Below are 14530 nucleotides of genomic sequence, written 5' to 3' on the forward strand. Positions count from 1 at the left end.
TTATTTCGATTATACACATCGTCGTTTGGCGCTTTCTTCTGAACCGTTTTTGGCGATTTTTGCTGAGCCCGATTTGGTCGTTTCTACCGGGCGCTAACATTACTATTAATGTGTGGAACGAGTCCCTTACCGCTATAAAGCGAAAAGACCTAAACAGTACTATTGATTATTCATCCTCGTTATCATCTAACGAGAATGCGTTCAGCTCCTTGAAGTCGAGAAACTCAGCGAGGGTCATATTCAGCGCGCTTGCGATCTTGTGGAGGTTCACGACGCCGGGGTTGCCGGTTCTGCCGTTGACGATGTTGTCGATAGACGACTGGCGCACGTTGCTCATCTTGGCGAGCTGATTGATCGAGATCCCGCGCTTCTTGCACAGGCTGCGGATGCGGTTTGCGTAGATTTCGCCGTAGTTCATAAAAACACCCCATACTATCATTGTTACCCAAATTCGGTTAATTCAATGATAATATGGGATTTTTGATTATTACCTAAATATAGGTTGACAGGTAAAATATCCTCCGCTACACTTTACCTTAATATAGGTAATATAGGCGTAACGAAAGACAGCGTGTACATTCTTCGGGCATCGGGACAGTCCGAGCAGCGGTATCAAAGGGAAGTTGCATAAGGAGATAGAGCGCCTGATTTGTAATCAGCAAGTCGATACGTTTTACGTCGGTATGCCGTTTGCTCCGCAGGGGTAGCGTTCGCGCTGAACCAAGCGAAGTCGAATCCCTTGTCGGTCAACTCGACTGGTAACTCGTCAACACCTAACGCTTTCTTGATGAGTGTCTGCTTTGAACTGATCAGTGCGGTGAGTTTATCATAGGTCTTGTGACGGTCAAACTCCACAGGTACGCTGATGGTCATATCACCCGGTTCAGCCTCAAAACCCTCTTTGCGAAGCAAGTCGAGCAGCTCCCCGACCATCTCGGTGTCGATGCTGTCGTCGAAGCTGAGAGCGCCCTCCCGATCGATGGTGAAGCAGTCCACCCGATAAGCGCAGCTCGGTACTCCCAAATACTTTGCGTCGCAGCCCGTGTAGGACGCGATGGTTTTGACGAGGCGCTTGCGTTCCGCCCGGTGACATGATAGTTGATTAACATAATAAAACCTCCTTTGTTTCGGTGTGTGTATATTAGCGTCACGAGGGAGGTTTATCAATATGTATCGTACACAAAGATGAGCGGGGATATTTGGGTAAGTTGGGGACAAATATAGCCCTTGCAATCAGGGCGGGACGTGTTATAATTTTGGTGTAATTATTTGTAGAAATGCATCAAAAAAATGAGACTTAAAACTACCTCAGACCGAAGGGGATAAGGGAAAAATAAACATAAATAAGGTAACTGATACTATGAAAGATAAGGAAAAGCAAATACTCTCTAAAGCATGGAATGATTTGTCTTATGAAGATCTGAGATATTTATATTTCGAACTGAATTATATGAGAGCGAATATAGCTGTAGCTTTTGGTGTGACCATCAAACAGGTGGATTATAAGCTCAGAAAATACGGTCTGAATAAAATGTTAAAATGGACGAATGATTCGGTGCGTGAGGCATTGAAGAAGGTCGGTGATGAGGAAATCGAAAAAATCATTTTTCACCGGTATGATATGCCCGAGGATCCTGATAATACAGTTATGGTTGGCCCTGTGATCGTTAAGGAAGGGGAACATAAAGGGAGAATAGGTTTTCTTGATGATGAAGAGGGTGAGATAGGGATTGTATTATGGGGTAACGGCTCCATGACTCTTGATTCAGAAACAGATATTCCACTGGCTTACCTTTCAAATCGAATCACTACTTATGACCTGATTCTCAGAGAAAGAGAATTAGCTAATACTATTTGGAAGTATCGTATGCTTAAACTTGAGGGAAAGGGCTCTCCGGATTTGGACGCGCAATTAGTTGAGCTGTATGGCGAATATACTTTTGTAACAAAGCACTTGAGTGATGCGTATGCAGCGGCAAATCTTCTTCAGGGAGAGGGAGATAAAACCGTATTTATTTCTCACGCTTCACAGGATACAAATATAGCATTGATGATCGCCACAGACTTAAAGAGATCAAAGTATAACGTGTGGTTTGACAAATGGGACATCAAGCTTGGTCATAGTATTCCACAAGCAATTACCGATGGACTGGATTCGGCTGATGCTCTGGTGGTAGTATTGTCAAAGGACTATCTGAAATCTGCGTTCTGCACAGATGAATGGCAGAGCTACTATATGAGATTCAACTCACAAAGAAAACCGATTCTGCTCATCATAGTGGATAAGAGTAATCCACCGACAATATTAGCTTCAAGAAAGTATTACAGGATTCACAAAAACGAAAATGAGAATCATATGTGTGATGAGTATGACAATATGCTTGTTGAACTAAAGATGGCATTATCGAAGATATGACTGCTTAAGCATAAGAGTTGATACAATAATTGTAGTATGTTGGAGTTTAACATGACCGAAGTAGTAGCGGCGCTGATATGGGACGGGGATCGATTCTTGATCTGTCAGCGACCGAAGCATAAGGCGCGGGGATTATTATGGGAATATGTCGGCGGTAAAGATACAACGGGGTCCCCGACACGCCCCGCGTGGTGGGGAGAGGACGAACGGCGAACACGCGTGTTCCGCGAGGTCAAGGCATACCAACCGGAGTAGCCTTCAGAGTACAGCCGATGAGGACGAGGGTGAAACGAAGCAAGAGGCGCTCATTCGGGAATGTCATGAAGAACTGGGAGTGACTATCACCGTGGGAGATGTCTTTATGGATGTGGTACACGAGTACCCCGACATCACGGTTCACCTCACGCTATTCTACGCTGAGATCACCGAGGGTACAATACAGCTGTTAGAGCACAACGCCGTTGCGTGGATCACACCCGATGAGATCCCGGACTACTCTTTCTGCCCGGCAGACAAGGAGATCAACGAGAGAATCATTTACGGCGAGAACTGATAGAAGTAGGAGGTTCGGATATGTCGCGGTTCATTGTGTTTGACGTGGAGACGCCGAACCGTTATAACAATCGAATGAGCGCCATCGGTATCGCTGTGGTCGAGGACGGAATGATCGTCAACGAGTATTATTCCCTTGTCGATCCGGAACAGCCATTTGACTATTTCAATACACGCCTCACGGGTATCAGCGAAGAAACGGTCATTGGCGCGCCGACCTTCCCGGAGCTTTGGGAGAAGATCGAGCCTTTATTCTCAAGCGGTCTGCTCGTAGCGCACAATGCCGTGTTCGATATGGGCGTGCTGAAGAAGTGCCTGCGCGATTACGGGATCGACTGGCGACCGTATGTGCGCTATATCTGCACGGTGCAGATGGGCAGGCGACTGCTCCCCGGCGTCAGCCACAAGCTGAACGATATGTGTGACCATTACGGCATCTGCCTGAACCACCATCAGGCGGACAGTGACAGCCGCGCCTGTGCCGAGATTCTGCTGCACTATTTAGATGAGGGAGCCGATGTCAGGCAATACATAAGGACTTGCTCACTGAACAAGTGATAGATAACACGCAATTTTTGCGTATCATCCTTTGTAACCGGAACAAAATCCTTAACAGAATAATTGAACCTGTTGTATTAAACCCTCCGTCTGAAAACGGAGGGTTTAGTGTTTAGGGGTGGTTATTAAGCGGTTACGTTAAGGACATCGCCCTTTTCCGCAATCCTGTGTTATTTTTTCTCGGAATACGCCGAGTATGCCTACAAAATGCCTTGACCGGCGAAATTAGTATAACAGCTTTCGGCTGTTCGCACTTGTACACAGACAGTTTATTATGTATAATAAAAAAGAAAGAATCGGCGATTCTCATCATCAGTATGAAAGAAAGGGTGTGAAGCTATGGGAAAGCAAGTAAAAAGAAATCGTACGGTGACAATAGCCGTTATCGGAAGTGTCATCCTTGCCGTTATTCTTGTGCTGGGTACCGTATGGATGGGCTATAACGCAAAAAAAGACACGGAAGAAGCCGTCCGCTCTGTCAGTCTGCTTTATTTGGACGAGCTTGCCGGACGACGGGAACAAGTCGTTGAAAAGAATCTTCAGGAAAAAATACAGACCATACGCGTTGCGATTGAGCTGATGACGGAAGAGGACCTCAGCGACAAGGCGCATCTGGAGACTTATCAGTCGCGCATGAAGAAGCTTTATCATCTGGACAAGTTTGCGTTTGTGGATACCGAAGGACTGATCTTTACCTCCACGGGAATCGATAACAATATTGATGAATATGACTTTGATTATAAGACGCTAAGCAAGCCGGATATCTCTATTCTCAACCCCGAAAGCAAGCAGAAGAGCGTGATCATCGCCGTGCCGATCAACATCACATTTCAGGGCAAGAGACTGTCAGTATGCTTTATGTCCATCAATATGACCGAGATGCTCTCCGGAATTTCTATGACAACCAATACCGGCGACGCCACCTTCTGCAACCTCTATACAATCAATGGCGCGGCACTCACAGACTCTGTCCTCGGCGGTCTCGCTATGGAAGACAATCTGCTGGAAGCAATGCGGACGGCGGTTTTTGAAAAGCCTTATTCATACGACGCTTTTGTACAGGGCTTTCAGTCGGGCAATCAAGGGGTCGTTTCGTTTACCTACAATGACATTAGCGAGACCCTGACGTATATTCCGGTAAAGGGAACGGACTGGCAGCTGACTTATCTGATCCGTGAAAGCGTCATCAGCGAGCGTATCAGCTCTATCTCGGAGGGAACCGTAAGACGAAGCGTGATTCAATCCGTTCTGACGGTTGCCGCCATGCTGTTGATGTTCGGCTTTATCATTTACCAGATCAAGCGGAACAGCCGCCTTATGCTGCAGCACGAAACGAAGGAGGCGGAGAGCCGCGTAAAACAAAAGGAGCTTGAACAGCGCCTTGAACTGCAGGAGCAAATCTTGGAGAAGGACCGCCGCCAGGAACAGCAAAGCAAAATGATCGCCGCGCTCGCTTCCGATTACTGGAGCGTGTACTATCTGGAACTGGACAAGGACGAAGGCGTCTGTTATCAGTCTCACGCCGATCTGGGCGAGTCCGGCTTAAGGGTCGGCGAACGCTTTAAGTATCTTTCGGCTGTGACCGCTTATGCCAACCGATATATAACAGAACAGTATCTCGATGAGTTCCTGCGCTTTGTTCAACCGGAGTCAATTATAAACGGCTTAAAAAAACGCAACGTGATTTCCTACACCTATATGGTGAAGCGACAGGGAAAAGAGAGCTACGAAACGGCGCGCTTTGCAGGCGTGCGAAACAAATCGGACAAAGAAGGACAAGTCTCCTACAGCGTGGGAGCTTGCTTCGTAGACTCTGACGCAGAGACGCGAAGAGCCATGGAACAGCAGCAAGCGCTCAACGACGCGTTGTCTGCCGCTGAAGAAGCCAGCAAAGCAAAAACCGCGTTCCTGTCAAATATGAGTCATGAGATCCGCACCCCGATGAACGCCATCATCGGCTTAGACAGCATCGCGCTGAATGACCCGGATATCTCCGAGCGAACAAGAGAGTATTTGGAGAAAATCGGCTCTTCCGCCGAGCATTTGCTGGGTCTGATAAATGATATCCTGGATATGTCGCGTATCGAGTCGGGCCGACTCACGCTGAAAAATGAAGAATTCTCATTTCGAAAGCTACTGGATGCTGTCAACACCATGTTCCACAGTCAATGTCAGGATAAGGGACTGACATACAGGTTCAATATAACCCCTGATATCAATGAATATTATATCGGCGATAACATGAAGCTCAGACAGATCCTGATCAATATTCTCGGCAACGCTGTGAAGTTCACCGATGAAGGGGGAGAGGTACAGCTTCAAATCGAACGCAAGGCTCAATTTGAAGGCAAATCCACCTTATGCTTCAAGATCTCCGACACCGGTATAGGCATCAGCGAGGATTATCTCCCCTATATCTATGACGCTTTCTCACAGGAGGAGGATTCCTCTACAAACAAGTACGGCAGCTCGGGTCTCGGAATGGCGATCACCAAACGCCTTGTTGAAATGATGAACGGCAACATTTTGGTAGAAAGCGAAAAGGGCGTCGGTACGACCTTCACCGTCACGATAACGCTCTCTGATTCCGACAGGACGGAAGAAGGAGCTTTGGCAGACAGTATTCATCCCGAGGATATGACGGTTCTTATCGTGGATGACGATCCAATTGCCCGCGATCACGCTCAGCTGATATTAGAGAAGGCGGGAGTCATCACGGAAACAGCCGAAAACGGGCTTCAGGCGCTGGAGATGGTCAAACTGCGCCATGCTCGCAGAGAGCCGTACAACCTGATACTGGTGGACTGGAAAATGCCTGAAATCGACGGCCTTGAGACCACCCGCATGATTCGCGATGCCATAGGTCACGAGTCCGCTATCATCATTCTTACCGCCTATCGCTGGGATGACATTCTGGATGAGGCTGTACAGGCAGGTGTAGACGGCTTTCTGCTAAAGCCGCTCTTTGCCGCGGCAATCATGGACGAATTCAAAACCGCCGCGAAGAAAAAGAAGCTGTCGGAGCAGAACGGTCAGACTAAGACCGATCTCAGAGGAAGGCGCGTTCTGCTCGCGGAGGATATGGCGATCAACGCCGAGATCATGAAGATGGTGCTTGAAATGCGCGAGATAAAGGCGGATCATGCCGTGAACGGAAGGATCGCTGTGGAGTTGTTTACATCACATCCCGAGGGCTACTACGACGCGATCCTAATGGATATACGTATGCCCGAGATGGACGGACTGGAGGCTACGCGCGCGATCCGCGCCTCAGACCGCGCTGACGCAAAAACCGTTCCGATCATCGCCCTGACCGCTAACGCCTTTGACGAAGATGTACAGCGCAGTATGCAAGCGGGGCTGAACGCTCATCTGTCAAAGCCGGTACAGCCGGAAGTATTGTTCGAGACGCTTGAAAGCCTGATTAAGTAATTGGTACAAGCCCATCAATCCTCTCGCAAATAGTATCATAAAGAGCCGTTGTTAACTGCGCTCATATATTGCCTACAGTTTGATACTTACAATCACAAGAAGTTACGAGAAGATAATCCTCAAAAAACCGCATGGATAAGCCATTTTTGAGCCTACCCATGCGGTTTGGTTTTTCTCAGAATCGGATTTGTTGTTTATACTAAGTTTCATTAAAACACATTAACATTTATTGCGTTGCGTCGTCGCTCGCCGTACACAAAAAAAGTCGTGAGAAAACGGAATCAAATCCGGATCTCGGGCATATGATAATGCAGATACGCCTTTTGCCGCTTCGCTCTGTCTATACATTATATATAAAAAGGCGACGGAATTTTGTGCATATATCATTATATACAAGCAACGGTTGAAATGTTAAATAATTATTGGCAAAAAATTTGAAAAAACTATTGACAAACGTGGTTTTAGCTGATATACTAACGACACTAATAAGCCATTGCCAAACCTGTGGAAACGCAGGGACGGAAAGTTCAGGAGTCTAACGCACTTGATGTAACGACAGTCCGGCTGCAAATCAACCGATTTTGCACGGACTGTTTTTTATTTGTCCGTGCCAACCGTGAAATGGAGGAATCTATCATGAAAAAGACATTAGTATTCGTTCTTGCTCTCATCATGGTTCTCGCGGCTCTGCCTGTCGTCGGCGCTTCTGCTGATGAAGCCCCCGCGATCAACTATTCCGAGCACTTCACCTTAAACAGCGACACCGGCTATGATTATGACATCACCGGCTCGTCCATCGCTTGGGTGAAGCAGGCCAACGGCACCCTCATCTGGGTCGCTGAGGATGACGCTCGCAGCGACGCTGAGATTATCGATCAGGCAAAGAAAGCTGACGCTTCTCTCAAGGATGAGAACGCAGTTTTAAGAGGTTTCGGCACCGCTAAGACCCCCAACGGCAACGGCTCCCAGGCTACCGTCACCGTTTATGCTGCTGATGGCAAGACCATCCTGAGCATCGACGGCAAGTACAGCCACTGTGTCATGGCGCTCGCTCAGGACGCAGAACCCGCAGAGCCCGAACAGCCCGAAGTCCCCGCCGAGGAGGGCGAGAAGGCTAACCTCAGAATCGACGTTCCGCTGAAGATGGCTGTCGCCTTTGAGGACGGCACCGTTTACTACGGCGGCGAAATGAAAGAGGTCGAGGTCGGTAAGGAATATCACTTCCAGATGTGCTCCGTCAACTGGGAGAACGGTATCTATGACGAGAACGGCAACGGCATCGCCGGTACCGTCGTCTACACCATGGTCGTTGTTCATCGCGACGAGTTCAACGAGCTGGTTGCAGCTGCGAAGGAGGACCCCGAGCGCTACACCGTAAAGGGTATCGACATCATCGACAACAAAGAGAAGAAGATCATCATCAATATCGACGCTAAGGACACTCACCTTGAGACTGACGTCAACAACTTCTTCATGGCGTACAGATTCCACTTTGTCGGTGGGGATTATAACAAAAAGACCGGCATCGCTCAGGTCATCAACACTCCCGTCGAGAGCCTGTCCGTCAACCTGCCGCTCGGCTCCACCATCACCTGCAAGGCTTACAAGGGCGATGAGGAGATCGACACGGCTGACGTTCTGGTTGTCAACAACTCCGGCGAGGGCGTCTATGACAACGTCGAGCTGACCAGCGTGAACGACTTCACCTGGGGCGAGAAGCCGGTTGCTGAGGAAACGGAATAAGCTGAAGCAGCAGAAGAGCATATTGATTACGCAAAATAATCTTTGAATGATTCGGGGCGCTCAACTTGTGGGCGCCCTGTTTTTTTCTGCCAATCATGTTCAATGCACATGAAATGACCGTGACTAAACTGAAACTTTGTTCATTTTGCCATATAAATGAAGCTCTTTTTTCAAAAAAACCCTTGAAATCCCGATGCGGTTGTGCTATAATATAACCAGATTAGAGGGCAAAACCGCTGAAAGGCGGCGACGCAAAGCTCTGGTGTCTAACATAGTGATTCTATATGACCGACCGGCTGCATAGTTTTTTACGAATGTAATGAACTGGGCAGGCGGTTATTTTTATTGCTCCGAAAGGGGGAATGATTGTTCTGCGCTCTATGGTTAAAGCTTTTTACTCGTCGTTACATCACCCATATACCCGAGAAAGGATGATTAGAATGAAGAAGGTTTTATCAGTATTACTGGCAGTTTTCCTGCTGGTCTCCGTGTTCCCGCTGGCTGTCAGCGCGGAGGAGGGAGATCTCAAGAATGTCGTGTTCAATGAGAACGGCGACTACGTTCTCGATCGGAACGACTACGACGCGGTCGATATCGACGGCGTCACCGGAACGGTCACACTTTCCAACGCAGGCGTGTACTCTCAGGGCCGCTCCGCGATCAAGGTCATGAACAATTCCGACGTGACCTTTGTCCTTGACGGTTACAGCACCGTTATGGGCGACAGCAGCAATTTCTCCTGCGGCATCGAGGTCGAGCTTGGCTCCAAGGTCACCTTCGAGGGCGAGGGAACTCTCGACGTTACCGGCGGTAAGTACGGCGCGGCGATCGGCTCCTACGGAACCGGTATCAACATCCCCGAGGAACAGAGAGTCCAGGTCGGCGAGATCACCATCAACAGCGGCGTCATCAACGCTTACGGCGGCTACAGAGGCGCGGGCATCGGCGCGGGCTACCACGTCAGCGGCAACCTCATTACCATCAACGGCGGTACAGTCCGTGCGTATGCGGGTGAACAGGGCGCAGGTATCGGCTCCGGCTACGGCACCAGCGGCGGCGCGATCGGCGTTGCGGCTGTCGGCGAATACACCGCCGGAACCATCATCATCAACGGCGGCGATATCTATGCCGCTTCGAGCAACAAGGATTTCACCGATTTCAGCAGCTTTGACGCGATCAACGCGAATGAAGTCCCCGGCGCTTGGGGCGTAGGCATCGGCGGCGGCTACGGCGCGTCTGTCGACCTCATCGAGATCAACGGCGGTAAGGTCGTTGCGGTCGGCGGCGCCAGCGGCGCGGCGATCGGCACCGGTCGCGGCACCAGCAAGGGGAACCAGTACAACCCCGACGCATATCATTGCAATATCAGGATCGGCGGCGACGCTGACGTTACAGCTGTCACCTCCGACGTTACAAAGGACGGCGACCGCCTCGGCGGCGCGGCGATCGGCACCGGTCGCGGCTGTCATACCGGCGGCAACATCGAGATCACCGGTAACGCCAAGGTGACCGCGATCAGCGCTTCCCTCGCTCCTGCGATCGGCGCAACCAAGAAGGTGTCTCCCGTAGACGGCGCGATCCCGGTTGCCGAGAGCATCGTGATCGGCGACAACGTCCAGCTTTACGCGGTTTCCGCTGCGGACTATGCGGTCGATAAGGACGCTTCCAGCCTCTCCATCAATGACAAATACTTCGGTTCCTCCGACAGATGGTTCTTCGGCGAGAACGCTGCCGCGATCGCTGACGTCGCGAACGTCAAGGTTGAGAGCACCAAGGGCGAGCAGATGTACACCGCACCCACCGGCGCAGTCTCCGTCTGGTCCCGCATCAAGGCTGCCGAGGAGCAGCATGACGAGCCCGTCGTTCCCGAGAAGGATGACAAGGGCAACCTCAGGATCGACGTTCCGCTGAAGATGGCGGTCGTCTTTGAGGACGGTACCGTCTACTATGGCGGCGAGATGAAGGAAGTCGAAGTCGGTAAGGAATATCACTTCCAGATGTGCGCTGTCAACTGGGACAACGGCACCTTTGACGACAACGGCAACGGCATCCGCGGCACCGTCGTTTACACCATGGAAGTCGTTCACAAAAATGAGTTCAAGGAGCTCGCTGCGGCTGCGAAGGAAGATCCCGAGCGCTACACCGTGAAGGGCATCGACATCATCGACAATGTTGCGAAGAAGATCATCATTGACATCGACGCGGAGGATACTCACCTCGAGACCGACGTCAACAACTTCTTCATGGCGTACAGATTCCATTTCAAGGGCGAGGACTACGACAAGCAGACCGGCATCGATCAGGTCATCAACACCCCGCTCGAGAGCCTGTCCGTCAACCTCCCGCTCGGCTCCACCATCACCTGCAACGCTTACCACAGCTATGAGAAGGTCGCGTCCGCAGATGTGTTCATCGAGAACAACTCCGGCGAGGGCGTTTACGACGACGTTTTCCTCACCAGCGTGAACGATTACACCTGGGAATAACAGGAATCAAAACGGACGACGATCTACCCCGTTCGTTTACACAGTAAAATAGACAGTCGCAATGAGTTCTGACGGCTGATTCTTAGTTATCTAACCAAAAGAGTATTCCTTGACTTGATTTTTTGCGGGTCAGGGAATATTCTTATAAAGGGGCGATTAAAATGAAGCATTCCATGATCAAAATGATATCACTTTTACTGGCAGTTTTCCTTTCTCTCGCGGTGTTCTCCGCCTGCGGCGTCGACCCGAACGTCAAGCAGCAGAAGGAGACGGCCTCGGAGTATGAGGTCAAGATCGACGGCGAGGAGGAAGAGGTCGAGCGCGAGGGCTTTTACGCTTATGCTAAGGGCAAGACCGACCCCGTAGAGGTTGGCGGCGTAGAGGTCAGCGTAACGGACTTTGCCGTCCGTTCCTATGAGCTGGCTTTCCTGATGGCGCAGAAGAACTTCAAAACCCCGAAGGACATCCCGCTCGACGCGGCTGTGCAGTATGCCTTCACCCATATCTTCTACAACGATTTTTACCACATCACCAACAAGGCGGCACAGTACCGCAGCGCCAGCGAACAGCAGATCAGGGATTCGCTCAAGGAGCAGTTCGGTACCGACGACTTCAAGGTGACTTCCTCCATGCTGTACAATGCCGGTAAAGAGATCTTCGAGATGTGGATCCCGTCCTACGGCACGAACATCTATTACATCATCGACGCGGTCAACGTTGACGGCGATCAGGCGGAGATCATCTCCACCTTCTACAACGAGCTTGCGCGCAAGACCCTGCTCGGCAAGGCGACGATCACGGTCAAGATCCAGGACGGCAGACCGGTGATCGCCTCTCTGAAAGCGGAGTAGCGGATATGGACGATAACAAAGCCTTAGCGAGCGAGAACGCCCGCCTGCGTGAAGCGCTGAAAAAGATCGCGGAGCATCAGGCTCAGATACAGAAGATACTCGACGGCGTGAGCGACCTGCTCAGAACGAATGAGCAGACGGAATCCGCGCCCGTCACGGACGAGGACGTAAAGGAGCTTTTGAAGAAGTATTCGCGTCTCCACTGACGCCATCGTCAAAAATCATGAACCAACGGAGCTGAAAAGATGAAAAAGGTCGGCAACATCAAACTGAATGACAAGGTCAAAAAGGGAGGCGCGCTCCCTCTTTTCGGCGTAGCTGTGATCGTTCTCCTGCTGACCGTCGCCGTCTACTTTGTCGCGAACTACGTCTCCGACAGCTATACGGTGGAGAACCGCCTTTCCAACTGGAACTACCTCTATACCGTGAAGGCGGGCGCCGTGCCCGACGGCGAGCTCCGTATCTATAACGCACAGAATCCCATTGTCTCCGACGGCAAGAAGAACAGCATCTATTTCTCCAAAACGCTGGAGCCTTCGGAAACGGCAAAGACTTTTGTGCTCATCACCGATTTCTCCCCTGTCAAGATCAAGCTCAACGGCAGGGAGATCTACAACAACCAATTCGATACGGCGGAGTACGTCGGAAGCTGTTACAACGCTGTGGCGCTGGAGCCTTCCGCTCAGGAGCGGCATCTTGAGGTCATGCTCAAGATCCCCTTCTCCGTTCGCTTTGAATCCTATCTCAACCCCGCGGGCGATCCATCCTTCACCTCGATGCCCGGCTTCATCTTCGGCTTGATCCTGATGGGCGCGGGGCTGGTCGCCGTGCTTGTTTTCGGTGTGATCTCTGCGGTGAAGAAGCGCTTCTTCCGCTCGATCCTGTTCTGCGGGCTTCTTGCCTACGTCGGGCTGAGCGTCGCGCTGCACCTTCTGCCCGAGGTCACCTACCGCTTCAATATGCCGATCTGGCTGAGCATCACCGCCGTTCCCGTGCACCTGACCTTTATGCTGGTGCTCCTGTGTCTGAACGGCCTGTTCAAGGATTCCCGCAAGACGGCGATCGCGATCCTCTTCGCGTCCGTGATCTCAGCGGTCGCGATGTTCGTGTCCTTCAACCCGCTGATGGTGAAGCTCTGCTCCGCTTTGATGTGCCTGGTGACCATTGCCGCGACGGTCTACGTCTCGCACACTGCCATGAAACAGCTCGACAGACGTATCCAGTACGCGGCGCCGATGTTCGTGATGTGCGTATTCTGCACGATGATCATGATCCTCGCGGCGATCTTTATGCTCGCCCGCCAGAGGACGCTGTATATCTATAACGTAGCCGTGGCGTCCGCGGTCATCCTCGGCGTGATCGAATATATCTATATCAGCGACTACCGCTTTGAGCTGAAAAACAGCGAGCTTCGCGAGCAGAGCGGGAAATACGGCGATACCGTGGACGGCATCTCCCTCTTTATCCGCAACATGCTGCAGTGCCGCGACAAATCCACGTTCTATGAGACGGCGGAGCGCGAGGTCATCGACCTGATCCGGAAGTATAATCCCGAGAACACCGACATCCGCTACTGCGCGGCGGTCAAGGGCGCGGAGGGCTACACGGAGGTCATCAACAGCGGTATCTCCGCCTGCAATTATCAGATCATTGAGGAAAACAGCCTGAAAAGCGACAAGAGGTGTCTTTTCGCAGAAACCTATTTTGACTGTATTTTGAAGGACGGCAGCGAGATCGGCGCGATCCTTCATTTTGAAAATATCAAGGGCGGCTTGGACGTTTTCTTTGAGAGTATGATCGAAGCGACGTACTGCGGACTGGAAACGACTTATGAGAACACCTTCTCCGATCTTGGCAGCCGCGATATCAACATCATCTTCGCCGAGCTGGCGGAGAACACCGAGCTGGACAATGGCTGCAGCGTCGATCATCTGGTGAACATCCGCAACAACAGCCTTGCGCTGTGCAAGCGGATCGGGATGGACGCGGACAAGGCGAAGCATATCGCCATCGCCTCCGAGCTGCACGACCTCGGTAAGATCGCTATCCCCAAGAATATCATCCACAAGGAAGGCAGGCTCAGCGAGGAGGAGCGCGTCATCGTCAACAGCCACACGGAGTTCGGCTATATCATCCTCTCCGCCTATGACGACGACCCCATGCTCGCGACCGCCGCGACGATCGCGCGCTATCACCACGAGCGCTACGACGGCACCGGCAGCCACGGCTTGAAGGGCGAGGATATTCCTGTTGAGGCGCGTGTGGTCACGGTCTGCGACGTTTACGATGCGCTGATCTCCGAGCGAACCTACAAGAAGGCGTGGAACAAAGAGGACGCCCTGCGCTATCTCAAGGATAACGAGGGCAAGATCTTCGACCCCGCGATCTGCGAGTCGTTCATCGCGTTCATCCGCGAGGGCGACGCCGTCAGCGCGGAATGATCCCGTTTTTCGATCAATCAGAATCCATATAAGCTCAGAAAGGCGGTGTGG

Annotated in this window: 11 protein-coding genes, 1 pseudogene and 2 riboswitches; of the genes and pseudogenes, 10 read left to right on the forward strand and 2 right to left on the reverse strand. The window is 51.2% G+C overall.

What is annotated here, in order from left to right:
- Nucleotides 1–166: 166 nt before the first annotated feature.
- A complete protein-coding gene (locus tag R2I50_RS05495) occupies nt 167–418 on the reverse strand; it encodes a helix-turn-helix transcriptional regulator (protein ID WP_316608156.1) in 252 nt (83 codons plus the stop codon).
- Between the two features lie 194 nt (nt 419–612).
- Complete coding sequence (locus R2I50_RS05500) at nt 613–1023, reverse strand: hypothetical protein (RefSeq protein WP_316608157.1); 411 nt, start codon at nt 1021–1023, stop codon at nt 613–615.
- A 337-nt stretch (nt 1024–1360) separates the two neighbouring features.
- Here R2I50_RS05500 and R2I50_RS05505 point away from each other — a divergent pair, with 337 nt between their 5' ends.
- The 10 genes and pseudogenes from R2I50_RS05505 to R2I50_RS05550 all read left to right on the forward strand — a co-directional run bounded on the left by R2I50_RS05505 (nt 1361) and on the right by R2I50_RS05550 (nt 14479).
- Nucleotides 1361–2416 carry a toll/interleukin-1 receptor domain-containing protein gene (locus tag R2I50_RS05505; protein ID WP_316608158.1) on the forward strand — a complete coding sequence of 352 codons (1056 nt, stop codon included), beginning with the start codon at nt 1361–1363 and terminating at the stop codon, nt 2414–2416.
- Nucleotides 2417–2467: 51 nt separating this feature from the next.
- Nucleotides 2468–2579: pseudogene (locus R2I50_RS05510) on the forward strand (8-oxo-dGTP diphosphatase MutT); the annotation flags it as partial.
- Complete coding sequence (locus R2I50_RS05515) at nt 2577–2969, forward strand: (deoxy)nucleoside triphosphate pyrophosphohydrolase (protein WP_399552839.1); 393 nt, start codon at nt 2577–2579, stop codon at nt 2967–2969. The pseudogene R2I50_RS05510 and the gene R2I50_RS05515, both read left to right, overlap by 3 nt.
- Before the next feature lie 20 nt (nt 2970–2989).
- Complete coding sequence (locus R2I50_RS05520) at nt 2990–3526, forward strand: 3'-5' exonuclease (RefSeq protein ID WP_316608160.1); 537 nt, start codon at nt 2990–2992, stop codon at nt 3524–3526.
- A 339-nt stretch (nt 3527–3865) separates the two neighbouring features.
- Nucleotides 3866–6958 (forward strand): response regulator, encoded by a 3093-nt coding sequence (locus R2I50_RS05525; RefSeq protein WP_316608161.1) that lies wholly within the window; start codon nt 3866–3868, stop codon nt 6956–6958.
- A 485-nt stretch (nt 6959–7443) separates the two neighbouring features.
- Nucleotides 7444–7530, forward strand: a riboswitch (cyclic di-GMP riboswitch).
- Between the two features lie 64 nt (nt 7531–7594).
- Nucleotides 7595–8701, forward strand: a complete 1107-nt coding sequence (locus R2I50_RS05530; protein WP_316608162.1) for a hypothetical protein — start codon at nt 7595–7597, stop codon at nt 8699–8701.
- 216 nt (nt 8702–8917) lie between these two features.
- Nucleotides 8918–9005, forward strand: a riboswitch (cyclic di-GMP riboswitch).
- 136 nt (nt 9006–9141) lie between these two features.
- Nucleotides 9142–11187, forward strand: a complete 2046-nt coding sequence (locus R2I50_RS05535; RefSeq protein ID WP_316608163.1) for a hypothetical protein — start codon at nt 9142–9144, stop codon at nt 11185–11187.
- Nucleotides 11188–11348: 161 nt separating this feature from the next.
- Complete coding sequence (locus tag R2I50_RS05540) at nt 11349–12038, forward strand: hypothetical protein (RefSeq protein ID WP_316608164.1); 690 nt, start codon at nt 11349–11351, stop codon at nt 12036–12038.
- A 5-nt stretch (nt 12039–12043) separates the two neighbouring features.
- Nucleotides 12044–12244, forward strand: a complete 201-nt coding sequence (locus R2I50_RS05545) for a hypothetical protein (RefSeq protein ID WP_316608165.1) — start codon at nt 12044–12046, stop codon at nt 12242–12244.
- Between the two features lie 39 nt (nt 12245–12283).
- Nucleotides 12284–14479 (forward strand): HD domain-containing phosphohydrolase, encoded by a 2196-nt coding sequence (locus R2I50_RS05550; RefSeq protein ID WP_316608166.1) that lies wholly within the window; start codon nt 12284–12286, stop codon nt 14477–14479.
- Nucleotides 14480–14530: the final 51 nt, after the last annotated feature.

Source organism: uncultured Ruminococcus sp., assembly GCA_902785355.1.
In the GTDB taxonomy this organism is placed as follows: Bacteria; Bacillota; Clostridia; order Oscillospirales; family Acutalibacteraceae; genus Ruminococcoides.

Excerpts from the sequence above, each read along its gene's own strand:
- R2I50_RS05540 (WP_316608164.1), top strand. The coding sequence starts at position 11,349 with ATGAAGCATTCCATGATCAAAATGATATCACTTTTACTGGCAGTTTTC.
- R2I50_RS05545 (WP_316608165.1), top strand. The coding sequence starts at position 12,044 with ATGGACGATAACAAAGCCTTAGCGAGCGAGAACGCCCGCCTGCGTGAA.
- R2I50_RS05530 (WP_316608162.1), top strand. The coding sequence starts at position 7,595 with ATGAAAAAGACATTAGTATTCGTTCTTGCTCTCATCATGGTTCTCGCG.
- R2I50_RS05535 (WP_316608163.1), top strand. The coding sequence starts at position 9,142 with ATGAAGAAGGTTTTATCAGTATTACTGGCAGTTTTCCTGCTGGTCTCC.
- R2I50_RS05520 (WP_316608160.1), top strand. The coding sequence starts at position 2,990 with ATGTCGCGGTTCATTGTGTTTGACGTGGAGACGCCGAACCGTTATAAC.
- R2I50_RS05495 (WP_316608156.1), bottom strand. The coding sequence starts at position 418 with ATGAACTACGGCGAAATCTACGCAAACCGCATCCGCAGCCTGTGCAAG.
- R2I50_RS05525 (WP_316608161.1), top strand. The coding sequence starts at position 3,866 with ATGGGAAAGCAAGTAAAAAGAAATCGTACGGTGACAATAGCCGTTATC.
- R2I50_RS05550 (WP_316608166.1), top strand. The coding sequence starts at position 12,284 with ATGAAAAAGGTCGGCAACATCAAACTGAATGACAAGGTCAAAAAGGGA.
- R2I50_RS05505 (WP_316608158.1), top strand. The coding sequence starts at position 1,361 with ATGAAAGATAAGGAAAAGCAAATACTCTCTAAAGCATGGAATGATTTG.